The sequence below is a fragment of the Photobacterium angustum genome (genome assembly GCF_003026365.1).
Classification (GTDB): Bacteria; Pseudomonadota; Gammaproteobacteria; order Enterobacterales; family Vibrionaceae; genus Photobacterium; species Photobacterium angustum.
In genome coordinates this window covers 20180-40531 of sequence record NZ_PYOM01000006.1, presented here as the reverse complement: position 1 = coordinate 40531, position 20352 = coordinate 20180, and the positions used below count along the sequence as shown (strand labels likewise).

The window sequence follows — 20352 nt, the reverse complement described above, 5'->3', positions numbered from 1 at the left end:
ATAGTCTTACGACCAATATAAGTATTAAAGGTGCGCGTATATAAACACAGACGAGAGTAAAAATATAAGATATATTTTTCTCTTGACTTAATGGATAAAACAACAACATAAAAAGAAATATATCGATATATTTCAGTTAAATAATAAACATGACCAGTATTGACAGAGTAATCATACAGTTAAAGTTATTAATATTATTTATAACACTAAGTTCACACTGTTTTTTATTTTAAAGCTGCCATTACGTACCAAATATAAAATCTAACTTTTAAGTTATGGAATTCTGCGTGTTTTTTAATTGCATTACATCAGCCAAAAAATAGACACCTCTGTTTAATGAGAATAAAAAGCAAAAATAAAGCCCACCGGATGATGTGGGCTAATATTTAAAAAAACATCAAAAAAATGTTACGCAAAATAACTAACTAGAAAGATACTTCTCTATATCGACTTTATCAATTTGCTTCGAAGGTAAAAACTTTTCAGCATATTGCATATAAACACCGCTTGATAAAAACAATTTAAATAGTTCCATATCAATATGTTCATCTAATGCCATTTTGTGCAAGATATCTATCGCAACACTTAATGGTTTAGCCTTCTTATATGGGCGATCAGCCGCTGTTAACGCTTCAAAAATATCAGATATCACTAAAATACGTTCAGGGGTACTGAGATCTTTTGCTGATAGCTTACGAGGGTATCCTGTGCCTTTCATTGTTTCGTGGTGCGTTGAGGCATAACGCGGTACACGCGCAAGATCATCTGGGAACGGTAGACTTTCTAACATCTTAATTGTACTGATCATATGTTCATTGATCTTAAAGCGATCTTCTGCTGTTAACGTACCACGTTTAATCGTCAGGTTATAAATCTCTCCCAGATTGTATTGAAGCTCGGGCACCTGCATTTTTATTCCAAACGCAGGATCAAAACTTAGCTCATTAATACGCTTGATACAGTGCTCTGGCTTATCGACCAATAAATGTTCTTCAACAGGTAATGTTTCCGATTTTGCTGATACACTCAGCTCTTCTAATGGCGACAACCCCAAGTGATCATCAAAGTGGCGTAACCATGTTTTATTGGCAATTTCATGTATACGAGCAATATGCTCATCACTCATAAACTCCCCTCCAACATTGGCATTAGCCACAAATTTATAGTCATCTTGTAACTGTTTTTGCGCCTGCTTTAATGTCGCCAATGCAATTTCTTGTTCATGCGGATTATCGATAATATGTTGTAAGTAATTAAGTTCCGCATCACGCCATAACACTTCAAAACGCATTCTAATCTCATGAATACGATTATAGTTTGCTTCTAATTTCGTCCCTTTATCAACAATATGCTCAGGCGTTGTGATCTTGCCACAATCATGAAGCCATGCTGCGATTCTAAACTCTCGACGCTCTGCATCATTATTAAAGCGGAATTCTGCAAATTGTCCTTGTTGTGATTTCTCCACTTCATCAGCAAACATTAACGCAATCTCAGGGACGCGATTACAATGCCCAGCGGTGTAAGGCGACTTATCATCGATTGCTTGAGCGATAAGTTGAATGAATGACTCTACAAATTCTTCTTGTCGCTTTTCATGCTCTTGAAGAGATTCAGCAGCAGTGTAAATTGACATCGAGAGATCATGAAATTCTTTGATTCGAGTCGGGATCACAGTGACATCATTATAATGTCGCAACTTCACTTTTTTATTTTCTTCACGAAGCCGTAAAATTGGCTTAACTATGGGTTTTGCACAAAATCCTGCTAACGGAAGTAACACAAGTAATAACAGAGCTGACGTATAAATAGATGTACGAATTTTTTCTTCGCTGGCAGCATAAACCGATTCTTTGGGTACAATCGAAGCAAAAAATATTTGGTCATGTCTACCACGTCTTACATCGCGTACATAATAAAAATAGTCATCATCATTACTATTCTTTTCTATTAGTTGATTCTGGTAGGACTCATCTGCAGCAAAATCGATTAACTCTACATAAGGAACGATCCCCCTACGATTCACTTCCGCATGAGAGCTTAACCATTTCTGCTGTAAATAATTTTGCTGCTGAGGCGTCAATGATTCAATCGCACGATTGATAATATCTAAAAGAGGCTTTTTCTCAGGAGCCAGAACCAATGATAACGGAAAGCTGTTTTCAATATCTAATGTATGATATGTCAGATTATTAATCATAAATTGCTCAGATACATAACTAAGCACGGCTTCTACATCAATGAAAGCATCAACTTTACCCTCACTTACAGCTCTTAAAGCTTGATCAACATGTGAATAAGTCACAATATTAATTAAAGGATATTTTTCTTTAATCAGTGGGATAATTGGCCAATTGCTTAATACTGCTAAGCTTTTACCATTAAGATCTTGCAACCTTTCGTAATGCTTGTTATCTGATACCGCAATTGCAAAGGGAGATTTAAACAAAGGTTTACTAAAAATACCTAACCCCTGATTATTTGGAATATCAGGTACAGACGTAAGAATATCTAGCACCCCGTTGGAATATGCCTGCTGTAAGCCTTGCGATCCCGCACCATTAAAAAAATCAAACTCAAGTCCTGTAGATTGACCCACCATGTAAAGTAAATCAGGGATCAACCCAGCAGGACGCCCCGATATTGTAAAATCTATTGGAGCCCAGTTTTCCTGATTTGATACACGTAATATAGGGGTCTTTTTAATTAATTTTTTCTCTTTGGGCGTTAGTACTAAAGGTTTAGATTTTGGCAATGGCAGTTGTCTAAAAGAAGGCTCACTACTCGCCACTAACTCTCCTGATGGTAAATAAAGGAAATTATGACTAACGTCGCTAACGCTATTTTCTTGTAATAATTTATTAAAATGTGACAGTGTAAAATCGATACCAACAACAACCTTGCCTTTAGTACTAGGCACTTCTGTTGAATAAGTAATACCTGTAACCTCTTCAGGTAAAAATAGATAAGGCTCAGTACGGAAAACTGATCCACGTGTAGCATTTATATACCAAGAGCGTAATGTTGGTGAAAAAACATTTTTACGTTTTATTTTTTTCCGTAAATTAAAATTAGCATCATAAAAAGAATCATATTGTGTCATACCATTTGAATCAGCACTGCGCTCGATAATCAGCCAGCGATCTTGCTTTAATGCATTATTTTTGCGTCTGACATTAGACATAGAATCTAAGTTAATAATAATATAGGCGTAGTTTTTATCTGTTCCAATAAAGGCACTATAAAAACTAGGATTGTCTTTTAAAACACTGGTGAAAATACTTCGAATAACGTCTTTAGATGGCGAATCAAGAATAGTGCCTAAGTGCGAGAGATACTTTACAGTTGCAATTGCATCGTCACTAACATCGGTTACAGCATCAGAGACAGACTCAGCTAGCATTTGATACTTAACCTTAGCCTGCTCTCGCGCCATTTGTTTACTATGGTAATACTGTAAACTAATCGCAATCGATGAAGTAATAACTGCAACTAATATAAAAAGAAAAATAACAATTGATTTAATGCTTATTCTTCTATTTTTGAAAAACGTCCATCTCTGCATACTTACACTATCCCATACGTTTTCTTGCGGTTACATAAATCATACAAACAACTAAATATATCAATAACAATTATTCGGCATATTTAAGAAGAAGATAACAAATATATGTAAAAACCGTTAGGAATGGCAAAAAATAGTAGAGATATTTGTATAAATTAGCAGCACAAAAGTTAAGACAGCTAAAAAAGTGCTTAATATATGAATGGCGTAAAATTCTGCTTAAGTAAAAAATTAAGCAAAGAAATAAATATAACGTTGCTCTAAAATTACGAGCAACGACATCTTATCTTCAATAGTGATTTCGACTCAGCTGTTTTCACAATCTCAATTTTATTGTCTTTAATGTAAGCCCATTGAGATAGTAGTCTCGATAGCTCATCTTTCATCATTTGAACATTGTATGGAATACGGTTCGTACGCAGTTCACCAAGTAAACGCTGCTTAGCGATAGATGCAGTACCTGATACAGGCCTATCAACTTGTTTCTTTTTCCATAGATTAAACATAACTACTATCCCTATCAGCTAGTGCTTTTATTCGATTATAGTGTAAATTTGAATTTAGTTACATTTTTTCGATAATTTCAAGACATTTATCAATCAAGTTCTATTAAAGATGTTTATTAACCGAATACCTATACTAAGTCAGCTAATTATTAAAAATCTTAATGGATAAATAAGCCGTAAATCATAATTACGGCTTATTTTATATTGATACTTTCAACATTCATTACGCTATCGCTGGCGCATCAAATGCTGCCAATGGCAATACAGGTCCTGTGTATTTTTCAATTTTCACAACAAAGAGTTACCAGCACAGCCATTTGCTAAGCGTGAAGTCGGAATATCTCCCGTCAATACATTACAACCACCATTTTTACATATCTTACAATTACGTAGCTGTTCATGAAAAGAGTAAAGAACAGAACAGAATATAAAATCGACAGCTCGAAGAGTATTAGAGATCTTATCACTCACCCGTAAAGCTATACGTATAAAACTCCACCTTCGTAAATCATTGACAATAGGAAGAGTTTTTTTCGCGCTAGATCAAATAGAAACCGTAGATAAAACTATCACTTACAAATGCTTTAACTGTGATACTCCGACTCGGCTAATACTAATTATTCACTAATTGATAAACCACTTTTTCTAATTTTTCGGCTGATATTTGTTCTGCCGGTATCGGTGTAGAAGCAACAACTTCAAGCTCAGAGCGAAAACGTTTTATCGCGCGCATAATGGTAAATTGTCCACTACGACTAAAAATAGAACCCCATACTCCTTTTAATCCCATCGGAATAACGGGAACAGGGTTACGTTTTACAATATGCTCTATGCCTCGTTTAAACTCATTAAGTTCGCCTGTGCGTGTAATTTTACCCTCGGGAAAGATACAAATAATTTCGCCAGATGAAAGCTCTTTATCAATTTGATCAAATGCTTGATTATAAATTTCAGTTGATACTTTTGGGGAGCAAATAGGGATTGTTTTCGCCCATTTAAAGAAATATTTCATCACAGGTAAATTCGCGATATTTTTATCCATAACAAAACGAACAGGTCGACGACTGGCTGCCCCCACTAAAATTGCATCAACAAAGCTAACATGATTACACACTAAAACTGCAGGTCCCGTTTCAGGAATATTTTCAAGTCCCGTTGATTTCACTCGGTAGAGAACACGGGAAAGAATCCACACGATAAAGCGTATTAAGAATTCTTGAACTTGGCTAAATACGTAAATTGATACAATCACATTAAGTAACGCGATAGAAAGAAACAGCTCAAGAACTGATAAATGAACGACTGTTAACATCACAATAGAGAATAACGCACTACCAACCATAAACAATGCATTAAGAACATTATTACCAGCAATCACTTGAGCACGGTGCTCTTTTTCACTTCGCTGCTGAATTAACGCATTTAACGGCACAACAAAGATACTTCCTGATGCACTAAGTAACATTAAATCAAGCAGTAAACGATAATTGTTAAGCGTAAAATCAACCACAGTCATTGAATTTGAGATGATAATATTCTGGCTTGAGAAATACAGATCAAAGCCAAATACACTCATGCCTAAAGCCCCAAGCGGAAGAATACCTAATTCAATCTTATCGCCAGATAACTTCTCACAAATGATCGCCCCTAGCGCAATACCAACTGAAAAAATGGTCAGTAGCATTGTGACATATTGAGGATCATCACTAATAAATGTTTTAGCAAAATGTGGAAGTTGAGTTAAATAAGTCGCCCCCACAAACCAGAACCAACTAATGGCTAAAATAGATAAAAAGACAGTGCGGTTTTGTTTAGTAATACGTATTGTTTTTACAACCTGCTTAATTGGATTCCAATTAATGGTTAATTCAGCGTTGTTCGGCAATGCTTTGGGAATAAAAAGACTACTGAGAAAACCAAAAAGAGATAATACAACAACGCAAACAGAGGCTGTAAATGCACTGTCTTCAGTATGAAAAATAAAACCTGCGCATAAAGTCCCCCCCAAGATCGCAAGAAATGTCCCCATCTCAACCAATGCATTACCAGCAAGTAACTCTTTTTGTTTTAAGTGTTGCGGCATCAATGCAAACTTTACGGGGCCGAAAAAGGCAGATTGTGCCCCCATCAAAAATAATAAACCCAAAAGTAAAGGGATCGAGTGCATTTGTATCGCCCATGCACCTAATGCCATTACGCCTACTTCGATCAGTTTTAGCGTCTTAATTAACCGTGATTTTTCATACTTATCCGCTAACTGCCCACCTAATGGTGCAAAAAGAAAGAAAGGTAAAATGAACAAACCAGCGGCAAGATTCACCAGCATTGCACTTTCAGCTTGGTTGTACAGTGATGAAAATACGATCACGAGTAATAGAAAATTTTTGAAGAGGTTATCATTGAAAGCACCCAGTGCCTGCGTAATAAAGTAAGGCAGAAAGGATTGCTTTTTTAATAAAGATAATTGACTCATACACACCTCGTGTCATTGCATAGCTCTCTTTTGATGTACTATACGATACAATCGAACAGTGTGCAATTATTTATTTAAGATATAACCAGAGACTCTTATTGCATAGGTAAAATTTAGTTGCTTTGAATTTAGTCTCACTTACAAAAAAATATAAACTGATTAGATAAATATAATATTTTATATATGAAATGTTCTAATTTTTGTTTTTAATATGTTAATCACATTTGTCATATACGCCTGAGTTTTTTATGTGATATTAATTACACCCTAACCAATAAAGAAAAAATATAATTAAAAAAGCATTAATAATATTGGGGAATAATCCATAAAATTAATAACAGGATATTGCAATGATAATTAATACCTTTCCCCTACCGAGTGATATAAATATTCCATTACACCAAAAAGCGAACATGACGAAAGAGGAATGGAAGGAAGCAATCAAATTCGATAACGTAGATATTGGATGGATTGTAATGAGTATTGGAATGGCAATTGGCGCGGGAATTGTCTTTCTTCCAGTACAAGTAGGAGTCATGGGGTTGTGGGTATTTTTACTATCGTCTGTTATTGGTTACCCAGCAATGTATTTATTTCAAAAGTTATTTATTAATACGTTAGCTGAATCAAAGGAGTGTACAGATTATCCTGGTGTTATTTCTGGATATTTAGGAAAAAACTGGGGAATATGTCTTGGTGCACTTTATTTCATTATGCTTGTTATTTGGGTATTAGTTTATGCATTATCAGTGACGAATGACAGTGCCTCATATTTACACTCTTTTGGTATAACAGAACATCATTTAAATCATAATGTCTTTTATGGGTTAGGACTTATTTGCTTGTTATGTTTTATTGGTTCAAAAAGTGAAAAAATTCTTTTTAAAATATCTGGTGTAATGGCAGTCACAGTGATCAGCCTCGTCGCTTTAATGGGTGTTCTAATGATTCCTGAATGGGATATAAGTAACATACCTGAAGTTGGTAATTGGCAACCTTTAATTAAAAATGCGATTATTACACTGCCTTTTACATTAACCTCTATTCTATTTATCCAATCATTGAGTCCAATGGTTATCTCATACCGTTCGCATGAAAAATCTATTGAAGTAGCACGCTATAAAGCTTCAAGAGCAATGAAAATTGCATTTACCATACTCTTCATTTCTGTTTTTTTCTTTGCTCTTTCGTTTACTTTTGCCATAAGCCAAGATGAAGCTATGCATGCAAAGCAAGAGAACATCTCTGCGTTAGCTATGATTGCACACTTTTTCCCTGGTAGCTGGGCGACGGCTGTAGGTGTAATCATTAATATTTTTGCTGTTGTGACATCTTTCTTTGGTGTCTTCCTCGCATTCAAAGAAGCGTGCAGTGGTATGGCAATGAATGTTCTTGAGCGGAAATATAAACGAGAAAATATAAACAAGAAATTAGTAAGTAAATTGACGGTAGTATTTACTATTTTAATCTCATGGGGAGCCGTTGCGTTAAACTTGCCGATTTTATCTTTTACTTCAATTTGCTCGCCGGTCTTTGGTATTGTTGGGTGTCTAATTCCTGCTTATCTTGTATATAAAGTCCCTCATCTTCACAAGTACAAAGGATTATCAACAAATTTGATTATCATTACAGGTATTTTACTTTGTATTTCTCCACTCCTAGCATTTATTTGATGAAATAAAAATAGCTGTATTCAATTAATCACTTAATTTGAATACAGCTATCACTTTTACATGGTACAACAGGTACATATTATGTTGATGATAAACATCCCTTCTAAAATACTTACTGAAATAGAAGATATTTTTTATCAATTAGAACTTTCTAAAAAAAAAGCATACTCAGAAGAAAAAGAATTGGTATATAAGCTTCAACTCTTAATTGATAAAGCAAATAATAATTATATAGCTATAAATTTTGCCATAGAAGTAACAGATGAAGTTGAAAAGCAATCTTTAAGGCATATTGATAACCAACAACTATGCATTGCACTAACAAGAATATATCAATTATTATCTACAACCATTGACGAAGAATTAATTTGCCATAAATTTCGTAATGATAACTCATATAAAATATTAAGTACCTATAAAGATATTTCTCTTATTGCTATTGGGTTTCTTTCTGCTTTTTATTTATATCAAAATATTTTTAATATTAAATCTTTATATTCAGTAAACTTAACATCTTTGATAGTACTGTTGCTATGGTTTGTCATATTAAAGACAACAATGTATTTTTTAGACCGAGATCAAAAAATAATTATACAGCATCACCTACACCTTGATCATATAGAAAAAATTAAAGTTACCTAATACAAATCATCAAAATAATTTTTTATAACAAGAGTTTATTTAATTTCATACACTATCTTTACAAGATTAGTGATGATCATTCCATTTTTCATAATGCATAGTAATAGATATGACATTAATTATTCACGATCAATATTTATTCCATTCAGGCATCAATAATATTCCTTTTTATCATCGGACAATGAGATTAAAATGGAATATATATTTACGATTGCAATTGTTGGGCTTGTTGCCTATTCAATGCTAAAAAAGTTTAACCCTCAAGCAACATTAATCACCGCAGGTTTATTCCTTCTAGCTTATGCTTCCCTTTCAGGCATCAACCCTGTTCTTCCTGACGGTCAAACACAAGGTGCTCTATTCTTCGATTTATGGCAAAAGTTTACTGAAATAACCAACACTCGACTAGGTAAAGTCGGATTAACCTTGGTTTCTATAGCGGGTGTTTCAACCTATTTAAACCATATTGGCGCATCTCAAGCTCTAGTAAAAGCGACATCTCGCCCAGTGATGGCAGTAAAAAACCCATACATCTTATTGATCCTTGTGTTGCTATTTGTCTCTATTATGTATGTCTTTATTACAGGTGCAACATCGCTATCTTTACTACTAATGGGCACTTTATATCCTGTATTACGAAACGCAGGTGTCAGTGCTAAAACAGCAGTTGCGACCATCGTTATTCCAACTGCATGGGAGTACGGTCCAGGACAAATTAATGCCGTCATTGGTGCAAACACCATTAATGTAGAAATTATGGATTTTGTCGTACACCACCAAACAATTTTCCAAGCGTTATTATTACTTATTATCCCTGTTGTAAATATTGTTTGGCAGCGATACTGTGATCGAAAGGATGGCTATAACCCCGCAGATGATCGCGGTAAATACCTCGAGAAACTAGAACAAGAACACGATAATACCGATGTGGTACCGGGCTTTTACGCATTACTACCCGTATTACCTTTCGTATTTTTATTCGGCTTTTCAAGTATGGTGATGGAATCAATAACGATGACGATTCCAATCGCAATGATGTCGACAATTACAATTTGTGTTCTCATTGAAGCGATTCGTTTCCGTTCGGTTCAACGTGCTTTCAATAACTTTGAAGCTTGGTTGAAAGGAACAGGTATGATCTTTGCGAGCGTTCTAACGTTAATGATCGCCGCTGAATATTTCTCTGCAGGTTTAACCAACATTGGCGCAATTAACGCCCTGATTAGCAATGCTAAGTCTTTCGATCTTGGTCCTGCAGGTATTGTGATTGTCTTCTCTGGTTTTATTTTATTAACCGCTTTTATTACAGGTTCAGGAAATGCTCCAGTAATGGCATTTATTCCAATCGTTCCGCAAATTGCGACAAACTTTGGTGTAAATCCTCTATTACCCTTGCTTCCTATTTTATTTGCAGCTGGTATCGGTCGAACAATGTCACCTGTTGCTGGCGTTATTATTACCGTTGCAGGTATGTCTGACTTAACGCCAATCGATGTCGTTAAACGAACATGTGTGCCTATGTTAAGCAGTATGGTTGTCGTACTTGTAATGGCTGTTATCCAATATTCGTAAATAAAAAAACACCCAGCATTAATCTAATGCTGGGTGTGATATTTCATTCTTTTTCAAAGCTGCAAACAATCAACCAACTAAACCTAACTTCCTCACACTCTTGCGCTCAACTAAGGTTGGCTCTAGTTCAATTACTTGCGGGAAAGTATCAGGGGCATCTAAACGTTTAAGTAACGCCTCAACAGCCGCTTGACCTAAACGATATTTAGGCTGGTGAATGGTTGTAAGGGACGGAGAAATAAACTTCGCAATATGAATATCGTCGTAACCAATAATAGAAAGCTGCTCAGGGATCTGAATGCCTAATTCATTCGCGGCATTAATCACGCCCATTGCCATCATGTCATTAGCTACAACTAAGGCACTAGGTAACTTTCCTTTTTCATGCAATTGAATAAAGGCGTTATAGCCACCTTCACATTCAAAATCCGCTTCTACTACCCATGATGTATTAACAATAAAGCCAGCTTCATCCATCGCCTTTAAATAGCCGTTATAACGCATTTTAGCTTGGTTTCGCTCCAGTGGACCTGTGATACAACCAATATCGCTGTGTCCCGAATCAATCAAATGTTTCGCTGCCATATAGCCACCACGCAGCGAGTTATCCTGAATTTTATCGCTGGTGAACAGCATCGGTCCCCAGTCCATTACCACGACAGGAATATCAGCATAGTGCTCAAAAATATCGAAACGCTCACCCTCTAGCGACGCACATACTAAAATTAATCCATCAACACGCTTTTGCAGCAAAGTATTGATTGATTCATGCATACGTTGGTGATCACCTTCAGTATTACACAAAATCAAACTGTAGCCTTTATGGTAACAATGACGCTCAACCCCTTTAACCACTTCGCCAAAGAAAGGGTTGGTTGAGGTTGTTACCAGCATACCAATAGTTTTAGTACGGTTAACTTTGAAACTACGTGCCAAGGCTGAAGGTGCATAGTAATTGAGCTCTTTCGCAGCTTTATTTACCCGCTCTGCAATTTCATCACTGACAAAGCGGGTTTTATTAATAACATGGCTCACTGTCGAGGTAGATACACCTGCCAGTTTCGCGACATCTTTCATCGTTGCCAAGTTATTTCTCCTTAATTAGGCGTGTTGCGCTAAAAAAAAATCCACTTCTTCACGAGTAGGGATAGACGTTTGCGCACCAAAGCGAGTGACAGAGATCGCCGCGGCAGCATGAGCAAACTTAATCGCTGATTCTAAAGCCAAATCTTCTAATAAACCAGTCACTAACGCGCCATTAAAGGTATCGCCAGCCGCCGTCGTATCTGTTGCTTCAACACGGAACCCTGAGATGATATCGCCGGAACCGTTTTGGCTTAACCATACCCCTTTCGCCCCCAAAGTGATCATTACGGTTTTTATTCCTTTACCATGCAGAATATCCGCCGCCTGCTGTGCTGATTGGTTATCCGTTACTGTTACGCCAGTTAACACTTCAGCTTCAGTTTCATTAGGCGTGATCACATCAACACACGCTAACAACTTATCTGATAATTCGCGAGCAGGCGCTGGATTTAAAATCACTGTCGTATTGGCTAATTTAGCGACTTTTGCTGCTTTTTCGATACCACACATCGGTGTTTCTAATTGCATCAACAGATATTCAGCCTGACGAATTGTGTCTAAATCAGATTCAATCGCTTGCTCTGTTAACTTGTTATTCGCTTCAGCTGAGAGACAAATACTATTTTCACCGCAGTCAGAAACTTGGATCATCGCAATACCTGTCGGCGTTCCAACTTCGGTTTTCACACCACGTACATCTATTCCATCTTTGACGAAATTATCATGCATTAACATGCCAAACGCATCATCACCTACGCACGCAATAAACCCAATATCAGCATTTAAGCGGGCAGCGGCAACCGCTTGGTTAGCCCCTTTACCACCTGGGATAACTTGGTAATTACGACCATGCAAAGTTTCCCCTGGGCGAGGAAATGAAGGCACTTGAAGAACATGATCAGCATTGACGCTACCTAGTACTACTAACTTACTCATTATTTAATCCTTAGTTCTGTTAACCCTTTAACGTCAAAGGAGTAATGGGTTTAAGATCTATCAAAAACTTAAACCCATTAGTGCTTAGTCATTGAGTGTGCAACATTGTTAGCTGTATGAAAGAGCAACCCAAACAAGAGAATGGGTTACTCTGTATCGTGATGAAGAAATAACGATAAAAGGAATTAAATCTTATTCTGTAACTACTTTAAGTGGTACAGGGATGTTCTTTTCAACTTTTTCACCTTTCAGTACTTTATCAGCCGTTTCCACACCAAGCGCACCAATTAAATCAGGTTGTTGTGCAATCGTCGCTGCTAATTTACCGCGCTTAACAGCAGCAATACCATCTTCAGTTCCATCAAAGCCCACAATTAGGACGTTTTTACCTGATGCTTGAACCGCACGAAGTGCCCCCAGTGCCATCTCATCATTCTGTGCAAAAACAGCTTGTACGTCAGGGTTTGCAGCCAGCAAGTTTTCCATTACGTTCAAACCTTTGGTACGATCAAAGTCCGCAGGCTGGCTCGCTAAAAGATCCATGTCGTTGGCTTTCACCGCTTTCATGAAGCCTTCACCACGTTCGCGCGCGGCAGATGTCCCTGCAATACCTTCAAGCTGAATAACTTTAGCTTTCTCCCCCACTTTTTCCATAATGAAACGGCCTGCCATTTCACCACCAGCAACGTTATCAGAAGCAATATGACTAACAACATCACCACGGCGTGCACCGCGATCAAGAGTCAATACCGGAATATTAGCGCGGTTTGCAATACGAATGGCATTTGATACCGCGTCTGAATCTGTCGGATTAATCAGAATAGCTTTCACTCCACGCACTGTTAAATCTTCGATATTTGATAGCTCCTTGCTCGGATCATTTTGTGAATCCAGTACAATTAACTTATATCCAAGCTCTTTTGCTTTAGCTTCCGCGCCATCTTTCATCGATACAAAAAACGGGTTATTCAACGTCGATACAACAATAGCCATTGTATCTTGCGCTTGCGCCGCGAAAGACACCGTGGAAGAAATAAGTGCTGCTGAAATAAGCGTTGCGATTTTTTTCATCGTTCTAGTCCTTTTGTAGGGGGCGAGCCAGTACACGTCATCTGGCTCATTTGTTTTATGTAATAATTCGTAGCGTATTATTTGTTTTTGTTATCGACTAAAACCGCTAGCAAGATAACAACAGCTTTAGCAATCATTTGATAATAAGAAGAAACATCGAGTAGGTTCAGTGCGTTATTCAAGAAACCAATAATAAGAGCACCAATTAACGTACCCATAATACGTCCCTTGCCCCCCATCAAACTCGTACCACCTAATACAACAGCTGCAATGGCATCTAATTCGTACCCCATACCAGCCGTAGGCTGAGCAGAAGATAAGCGAGAAGTCACGATAATGCCTGCTAGTGCTGCTAACATACCGCAAATGGCATACACACCAATTTTCACACGATCAACATTGATACCTGAAAGACGAGCCGCAGATTCATTGCCCCCAAGAGCATAAATATAGCGACCAAAACGAGTGTGGTTTAAAAGGTACCAAACACCTGCAAAAACAAATACCATCAGCCATACAGGAACTGGAATACCTAGCGCATAACCTGTACCGAACCATGCAAACACATCAGCAGTATCAGTAAAACCTGTAGAGATAGGACGTCCATCGGTATACACCATGGTGACACCACGCAGTAATGTCATCGTCACTAAGGTTGCGATAAAGGCTTGAACCTTACCTTTAGCAATAATTACACCACTAATCCCTCCCAATAACGCGCCAGCAAGTAAAGCCGTTGGCACTGCGATTAAAACGGGTACCTCTAAAGCAATCATACTGGCAGCCAATGCGCCACATAACGCGAGCACTGAACCGACACTTAAATCGATACCTGCGGTTAAAATAACCAAGGTCATACCGACGGCAATAATCGCGTTAACAGAGGTTTGACGAAGAATATTGAGAATATTGTCGACAGTAAAAAAGTTAGGGTTTAAAAAGGACACAACAACAATCAAGAAAAGTAATGCAATTAATGATTTTTGTTCAATTAACCACTCTTTACTAAACCACTTTTGACGATTTTGTTCAGCGGGTTTATTCATCGTATTCGTGCTCATGCTGCTTCCTCATTCATATTTTTGCCAACGGCACACGCGAGTAGTTGTTCTTGATCTGCCTCTTTAGCATCGAATTCGCCAGTAATTCGTCCTTCATGCATAACGAGGATGCGATCACTCATACCGAGCACTTCAGGCATCTCAGAAGAGACTAAAATGATACTCATACCTTCACTTTTAAATTTGTTGATGAGTTGATAGATTTCTTTCTTAGCACCAACATCGACACCACGTGTTGGCTCATCAAGAATAAGAACTTTAGGCTGGGTCATTAACCCTTTTGCGATAGCAACTTTCTGCTGGTTACCACCGGATAAGTTACCAATAATTTGATTGTGTGTTGGCGTCTTGATATTGAATATTTTAATGAAGTCATCAACGGCAACCACTTCTTCTTTATGCTGAATTTGCACACCTTTTGTTAGGTTATCCAAAGCACAAAGAGACATATTTTCTTTTACAGATAAGCCCAGAACAAGGCCATCGCCTTTTCGATCTTCAGAGATATAGGCAATACCGTTATTTAAACCGTCTTGAGGTGTGGCAGGCTTAATAACTTGGCTATTAAGCTTAATTACACCAGCTTCAGCAGGTAGCGCACCGTAAATCAATTTCATCAATTCAGTACGCCCCGCGCCCATCAGCCCTGATACACCAAGAATTTCACCGCGCTTTAGAGAAAAACTAACATCATCGACACCCGAGCCCGTTAATCCCGATACTTCAAGGCAAGTTTCCCCATGTTTTACGGCAATACGTGGGTACTGCTCTTCCAACTTACGACCCACCATCATCTCGATCAGTCCATCTTCATTGGTATCTTTAACTTGGCATTCACCAATGAACTTTCCATCACGCAATACAGTAATATCGTCACAAATTTCAAAAATTTCTTTTAAACGGTGAGAGATGTAAACAATGCCGCAACCTTGCTCACGAAGTTCATTAATGACGTTGAATAACGATTCTGTTTCTTTGTCAGTAAGGGCGTCTGTTGGCTCATCCATAATGATGACCTTAGACTCAAACGATAGCGCTTTGGCAATCTCAACCATTTGTTGTTCGCCAAGGCTTAAGTCACCCAGTAAGGTTTTTGAGGAATGCTTAACGTTAAGGCGTTTTAACAGTTTATCAGCCTCATCATACATTTTTCCCCATTGAATTCGTCCCATCATGCCCGTGAATTCACGCCCAAGATAAATGTTTTCGGCAATGGTTAATTCAGGGATTAGGTTTAACTCTTGGTGAATAATACTAATGCCTGCTTCTTGTGAATCACGTGGGCCGTTAAATGCAGCAGGCTGACCTTGATAATGAATACTTCCTGCATCCATTTGGTAAATTCCAGTAAGCACCTTCATTAAAGTCGACTTACCCGCTCCGTTTTCGCCCATAAGAGCCATTACACGACCTGCATACACAGAAAGGCTAGCTCTATCTAACGCTTTCACACCGGGAAACGCTTTCTCGATATCATTCAATTGTAGAATGGCCTGAGTCATAATTTATCCTCAACGTCGCTCTTGACTAAAACATCACACCGGATTGAAAAATCACATTGGCATACGGGGTACATTCACCCGTTCTTACTATTGCTCGGCTTTGTTCCGTGCGATGTTTAAACTGTTCGTGGGTAACGTATTGAATATGAATTTTTTTATCCGTTTTCGCTTGTTCAAGCTCAAGTTCAACCAGCAAGGCTTGGTGATGTTCAGGGCTCACTTGGGCAAACTCTTCTGCCATGATCACCCCTTCAATGCATGTTTCAGAGAGCATCACACGCACAGTCTCTAAAAAGCAGGGAACACCATGCGTTAATGCTAAATCAATACGCTGCACATGATCTGGTATTGGCAAGCCCGCATCACAAATAGTGATTTCATCGGTATGCCCTAAGGTCGCGACTAGATAAGACAATTCTGAGTTAATGAGGGTGCTTTTTTTCATGTTATCGACCATTCAGTTATACGTTTTCTCACTAACGGTATCTGTTTTTATGTCATAATTGCTTTTACAGAAAACCCATCGAAACGTTTCGATAGCATGATAATCCTACTATTTTTTTTGACTATCCCCGGTTCAATAAGATGTGAGAATGATCGGTCTTTATCACCAATATTAAGGAAAAAAAGTATACTAGATCACACTTTACTCAGCGAAACGTTTCGATGGTAATATAGAAAGACTAGAAATACTTATTCAACCTCTTTTATATTAATTAAAACGCAATTAAAGCATTGATATCTAAAGCATGCTTTCATCCAGTCTATAACAAAGAGTAAACCTTAGGTTTATAAAAATAAAAACGGTACTTATTACTTATAAGGTGCTGACATAACTAGAAGGCATTATAGTCCCTAATGAATAACGGAATAACGTTTCCCCTTTTTCAAATAAAGAAAAGGGCTTTGAATATTAAACTCAAAGCCCTTGGCATTTATTTATCTTGGTCTGTGATTTACAGTTCATAAATAGAATTAGATTCAGATCCTAATAACTGTTTTAAGTGCTTCCCAGCCACGCCAAGCGTAATTTCCGGTATACCGGGTGTATAAAGTAACTCTTCACACGCATACAAGGATGAATCGATAATAATAGCGACATGTTCAGGTAGCCCAACAGGACAAACAGCACCGGGTAAACACCCTAACTGCGCAGTCATTTCTTCGCCAGTACATATAGAAGGCCGCTTACCGATTAACGTCTTTATTTTTTTCGAGTCCATTCGCGAATCTTTATCCGTCAAATACAACGCATAGCCATGACCTTTAAATTTCATAAAGATGCTCTTCGTATGCACTCCCGTCCAACCAAGTCTCGCAGCCACTTTTTGATCGGTTTCAAAATCCAGAATACTTTCGTGCTCCCACTCTCGATAAGGGATAGCCAATGACTTTAAACGTTGGGTATTAAACGCATAAATTTCCTGTAACGATTGCATATATCACTATCTCTTTTACTTTTACCAATACTTACCCATCAACTCTTTGGCAAGAATGATCGCAATAGTAAACATCATTGCCGCCACTAAAAGATCAATGCCTTTTTTGACTTTTGGCTGTGATAAAACAGGTCCAAGCTTTGCCGCGCCTAAAGAAAGACTATAGAACCAAACAAACGATGCCATGATGGTACCAACAGCAAAAGCAATACGATCATTCCCTTCAAACTGACCACCTAGTGAACCAAGAATCACCACAGTATCAAGGTATAAATGCGGATTTAACACTGTCACCGCCAATGCCCCTAAGATAACAGCGCGACGACCGCGAGCAACCACTTCACCACTTTTTTCATTAGCATTGTTTTTTTTGAACGCACTTTTTAATGACAGCAAACCATAGCAGGTTAAAAAAGCAATGCCGCCTAATGTTACAGAGGTAAGTAACATGTCATGTTGCGCGAGAATAGCACCACCACCAAAAATACCTAAGGAAATAAACAGCGTATCTAGCAAACTGCAAATCGTTGCTGTCGTTAAATGGTGATTACGCTTTATGCCTTGATTGAGGACATAAGCATTCTGGGCACCAATAGGAATGATCATTGACGCCCCTAAGCCAAAACCTTGTAATAAAACCCAAAAATTCATCATTCACCTCAGCAACATCAAATCAATATTCGTAAAGAGCCGAGAAGATAAAAGGTTTAAAGAGATAAGTATAATTAATGATTTTAATGTAACATTAGAGTTACTTATAACCGTGGTATTACCTATGTAAGTGATGAGACTCAAAAGCAAGGAGAGTGAAATGCGAGGATTAGATTACAAATGGATTGAAGCCTTAGATGCGATTATTCATCAAGGCAGTTTTGAACGTGCCGCTGAATACCTCTTCATTTCACAGTCAGCAATTTCACAACGCGTAAAACAATTAGAAAAGTTTCTAGCTCAACCTGTACTGATAAGAGAACAACCACCAAAGCCCACAGCAATAGGCAAAAAACTACTGGGGTTATATCGTCGTGTTAGATTACTCGAACATGAAATATTGCCAGAGTTAGAAAACGATACGAGCGCACGCCCTATTCAACTTTCACTCGCTACCAATGCCGATAGCCTAGCGACATGGTTATTACCGTCACTTCAAGACGTGATGAAACAAAAACAAGTTGAAATTACATTAAGTATTTATGGTGAAAACCTCTCCATTGAAAAATTAAAAAGTGGAGAAGTGGCAGGTGCAATTAGCCTCGAATCGCAACCGATCCCGTCCTGTCGAGCCGACTATTTAGGTTGTATTGACTACGTTTGTGTCGCTAGCCCTGAATTTACTCAGCGATACTTCAAAAACGGCGTGAATAACCAAACGATAGCCAAAGCACCAGCCGTGTCTTACGATCAATTTGACGACCTACACCAGAAATTTCTTACCCAGCACTTTAATGTAAATCTTGATAATACCGTCCACCATAAAATCAGTAGTTCAGAAGCTTTTATCAAAATGGCCATTGCTGGTATTGCCTACTGTTTAATCCCCAAATTACAGATTATCGAGGAATTAGAAAAAGGTACACTCGTGAACATAACGCCGAATTTTACCTTATCTAACCAAATTTATTGGCATCACTGGCAATTGGAAACTGGCGTACTAAAAGAAATATCGCAAGCGATCATTCATTATGCACAAAGCCATTTGCCACAATAAGCTGAACAAAAAAAAGCCCTCCCAAATCGAGAGGGCCAATCCCTTATGTAGCTCTATTTATTATTATTAAGAAACGCCACTGCTTTATCAGGAAAATCAGTAAATACACCATCGACTTTTACCTGATTGTAGAAAACATCAAGCATGCCATTGAAATTTTCTGCATATGACGGAATACGGCCTTCATCAGCACGGAAAGTATAAGGATGTACTTTTAACCCCGCCGCTTTTGCCTGCGCCATTAACGGTTTAATAATGATGTTCGATTGAGTTGATTTATCATCCACTAACATCGGTTTCCAAGGGCCAATCCCGTCCGCATATTGCGCCACTTTTGCCATACCATCCGGTTTGAACATCCAATCGTAGCTATACGGCGTCGCTTTATCACCGTTATAAACCATGGTTTCGTTCCAATCGGTGTAAGCCATTAATTGGATAAGTTTTAAATCCATCCCCATCTCAGGCATTAAGGTATCATTAATACGCTTTAGCTCATTGGCATCAAAACATTGCAGGTATACTTTGTCGCTTTGTGAGGTATAACCGTATTTCTTTAATTCTTTAAGTACCGCTTTAGAGATGTCTTTCCCTTCATGGCGGTGGAACCAAGGCGCTTTGATCTCAGGATAAATACCAATGTGATAACCTAAGGTCTTATTTAAGCCTTGAATTAATTCAATTTCTTCCGCAAAAGTAGGTACCGTAAAGTGTGATTTCCACATTGGGAATCGTTGTGGGAAGCCCGCGACTTTCTCGCCTTTAGCATTGATATTAAACCCTTCAGTCACCCTTAATGATTTAATTTCAGCGAGCGTAAAGTCAATTGCGTAATAACGTCCATCTTTTCGAGCGCGATCAGGAAAACGTTCAGCAACATCAGTCACGCGATCTAAATAGTGATCATGCAGTACCACTAATTGATCATCTTTCGTCATCACCACATCCTGCTCGATATAATCAGGTTTCATGGCATAAGCGAGCGCTTTCGCTTCAAGTGTATGTTCAGGTAAATAGCCTGAAGCGCCACGGTGAGCAATAACAAGCGGATTTGCAATAGCCCCTGCTGATAAGCTAAGCGCTAAAAAAGTTAAGCCAACTGAGATTGTTTTCATTAT

Annotated in this window: 16 protein-coding genes; 4 read left to right on the top strand and 12 right to left on the bottom strand. The window is 38.0% G+C overall.

From position 1 onward, the window contains the following. Positions 1 to 421: 421 nt before the first annotated feature. From CTN01_RS07605 to CTN01_RS07595, 3 genes are all read right to left on the bottom strand, one after another. Positions 422 to 3565: an HD domain-containing phosphohydrolase gene (locus CTN01_RS07605; protein WP_045149300.1), complete on the bottom strand. Its 3144-nt coding sequence runs from the start codon at positions 3563 to 3565 to the stop codon at positions 422 to 424. A gap of 266 nt (positions 3566 to 3831) precedes the next feature. Continuing rightward, positions 3832 to 4071, bottom strand: a complete 240-nt coding sequence (locus tag CTN01_RS07600) for a hypothetical protein (RefSeq protein ID WP_045149298.1) — start codon at positions 4069 to 4071, stop codon at positions 3832 to 3834. A gap of 613 nt (positions 4072 to 4684) precedes the next feature. Beyond that, positions 4685 to 6544: an MFS transporter gene (locus CTN01_RS07595; protein WP_045149296.1), complete on the bottom strand. Its 1860-nt coding sequence runs from the start codon at positions 6542 to 6544 to the stop codon at positions 4685 to 4687. A gap of 350 nt (positions 6545 to 6894) precedes the next feature. Here CTN01_RS07595 and CTN01_RS07590 point away from each other — a divergent pair, with 350 nt between their 5' ends. From CTN01_RS07590 to dcuC, 3 genes are all read left to right on the top strand, one after another. Next, complete coding sequence (locus CTN01_RS07590) at positions 6895 to 8217, top strand: SLC5/6 family protein (RefSeq protein ID WP_005363959.1); 1323 nt, start codon at positions 6895 to 6897, stop codon at positions 8215 to 8217. 81 nt (positions 8218 to 8298) lie between these two features. After that, positions 8299 to 8859 (top strand): hypothetical protein, encoded by a 561-nt coding sequence (locus tag CTN01_RS07585; protein ID WP_045149295.1) that lies wholly within the window; start codon positions 8299 to 8301, stop codon positions 8857 to 8859. A gap of 192 nt (positions 8860 to 9051) precedes the next feature. Next, a complete protein-coding gene (gene dcuC, locus CTN01_RS07580) occupies positions 9052 to 10431 on the top strand; it encodes a C4-dicarboxylate transporter DcuC (protein ID WP_045083676.1) in 1380 nt (459 codons plus the stop codon). A 69-nt stretch (positions 10432 to 10500) separates the two neighbouring features. Here the strand turns inward: dcuC and CTN01_RS07575 are convergent, their stop codons facing one another. The 8 genes from CTN01_RS07575 to CTN01_RS07540 form a co-directional block, all read right to left on the bottom strand. Then, complete coding sequence (locus CTN01_RS07575) at positions 10501 to 11517, bottom strand: substrate-binding domain-containing protein (RefSeq protein WP_045149294.1); 1017 nt, start codon at positions 11515 to 11517, stop codon at positions 10501 to 10503. Between the two features lie 15 nt (positions 11518 to 11532). Further along, on the bottom strand, positions 11533 to 12453 hold the full coding sequence (rbsK, locus tag CTN01_RS07570) for a ribokinase (RefSeq protein WP_045149293.1): 921 nt from the start codon (positions 12451 to 12453) through the stop codon (positions 11533 to 11535). Positions 12454 to 12645: 192 nt separating this feature from the next. Further along, a complete protein-coding gene (rbsB, locus tag CTN01_RS07565; protein ID WP_005363948.1) occupies positions 12646 to 13524 on the bottom strand; it encodes a ribose ABC transporter substrate-binding protein RbsB in 879 nt (292 codons plus the stop codon). Between the two features lie 77 nt (positions 13525 to 13601). After that, positions 13602 to 14585 carry a ribose ABC transporter permease gene (gene rbsC / locus CTN01_RS07560; protein ID WP_045083673.1) on the bottom strand — a complete coding sequence of 328 codons (984 nt, stop codon included), beginning with the start codon at positions 14583 to 14585 and terminating at the stop codon, positions 13602 to 13604. Continuing rightward, the gene (gene rbsA, locus CTN01_RS07555; protein WP_045149292.1) at positions 14582 to 16087 is read right to left on the bottom strand and encodes a ribose ABC transporter ATP-binding protein RbsA; all 1506 of its coding nucleotides are present in this window, start codon (positions 16085 to 16087) and stop codon (positions 14582 to 14584) included. The genes rbsC and rbsA overlap by 4 nt, the downstream gene beginning before the upstream one ends. A 25-nt stretch (positions 16088 to 16112) precedes the next feature. After that, complete coding sequence (gene rbsD, locus CTN01_RS07550) at positions 16113 to 16532, bottom strand: D-ribose pyranase (RefSeq protein WP_045149325.1); 420 nt, start codon at positions 16530 to 16532, stop codon at positions 16113 to 16115. Between the two features lie 511 nt (positions 16533 to 17043). Beyond that, positions 17044 to 17526 carry a YbaK/EbsC family protein gene (locus CTN01_RS07545; protein ID WP_045149291.1) on the bottom strand — a complete coding sequence of 161 codons (483 nt, stop codon included), beginning with the start codon at positions 17524 to 17526 and terminating at the stop codon, positions 17044 to 17046. Positions 17527 to 17547: 21 nt separating this feature from the next. Continuing rightward, positions 17548 to 18177 carry a LysE/ArgO family amino acid transporter gene (locus tag CTN01_RS07540; RefSeq protein ID WP_045149290.1) on the bottom strand — a complete coding sequence of 210 codons (630 nt, stop codon included), beginning with the start codon at positions 18175 to 18177 and terminating at the stop codon, positions 17548 to 17550. Positions 18178 to 18337: 160 nt separating this feature from the next. On the opposite strand from CTN01_RS07540, the gene CTN01_RS07535 reads away from it, so the two are divergent. Further along, complete coding sequence (locus tag CTN01_RS07535) at positions 18338 to 19234, top strand: LysR family transcriptional regulator ArgP (protein WP_045149289.1); 897 nt, start codon at positions 18338 to 18340, stop codon at positions 19232 to 19234. Between the two features lie 53 nt (positions 19235 to 19287). Here the strand turns inward: CTN01_RS07535 and glpQ are convergent, their stop codons facing one another. Beyond that, the gene (glpQ, locus tag CTN01_RS07530; protein WP_045149288.1) at positions 19288 to 20349 is read right to left on the bottom strand and encodes a glycerophosphodiester phosphodiesterase; all 1062 of its coding nucleotides are present in this window, start codon (positions 20347 to 20349) and stop codon (positions 19288 to 19290) included. Between the last annotated feature and the right edge of the window lie 3 nt (positions 20350 to 20352).

Coding starts and splice junctions, on each gene's coding strand:
- CTN01_RS07605 (WP_045149300.1), bottom strand. CDS start 3,565: ATGCAGAGATGGACGTTTTTCAAAAATAGAAGAATAAGCATTAAATCA.
- CTN01_RS07600 (WP_045149298.1), bottom strand. CDS start 4,071: ATGTTTAATCTATGGAAAAAGAAACAAGTTGATAGGCCTGTATCAGGT.
- CTN01_RS07595 (WP_045149296.1), bottom strand. CDS start 6,544: ATGAGTCAATTATCTTTATTAAAAAAGCAATCCTTTCTGCCTTACTTT.
- CTN01_RS07590 (WP_005363959.1), top strand. CDS start 6,895: ATGATAATTAATACCTTTCCCCTACCGAGTGATATAAATATTCCATTA.
- CTN01_RS07585 (WP_045149295.1), top strand. CDS start 8,299: ATGTTGATGATAAACATCCCTTCTAAAATACTTACTGAAATAGAAGAT.
- dcuC (WP_045083676.1), top strand. CDS start 9,052: ATGGAATATATATTTACGATTGCAATTGTTGGGCTTGTTGCCTATTCA.
- rbsK (WP_045149293.1), bottom strand. CDS start 12,453: ATGAGTAAGTTAGTAGTACTAGGTAGCGTCAATGCTGATCATGTTCTT.
- rbsB (WP_005363948.1), bottom strand. CDS start 13,524: ATGAAAAAAATCGCAACGCTTATTTCAGCAGCACTTATTTCTTCCACG.
- rbsC (WP_045083673.1), bottom strand. CDS start 14,585: ATGAGCACGAATACGATGAATAAACCCGCTGAACAAAATCGTCAAAAG.
- rbsA (WP_045149292.1), bottom strand. CDS start 16,087: ATGACTCAGGCCATTCTACAATTGAATGATATCGAGAAAGCGTTTCCC.
- rbsD (WP_045149325.1), bottom strand. CDS start 16,532: ATGAAAAAAAGCACCCTCATTAACTCAGAATTGTCTTATCTAGTCGCG.
- CTN01_RS07545 (WP_045149291.1), bottom strand. CDS start 17,526: ATGCAATCGTTACAGGAAATTTATGCGTTTAATACCCAACGTTTAAAG.
- CTN01_RS07540 (WP_045149290.1), bottom strand. CDS start 18,177: ATGAATTTTTGGGTTTTATTACAAGGTTTTGGCTTAGGGGCGTCAATG.
- CTN01_RS07535 (WP_045149289.1), top strand. CDS start 18,338: ATGCGAGGATTAGATTACAAATGGATTGAAGCCTTAGATGCGATTATT.
- glpQ (WP_045149288.1), bottom strand. CDS start 20,349: ATGAAAACAATCTCAGTTGGCTTAACTTTTTTAGCGCTTAGCTTATCA.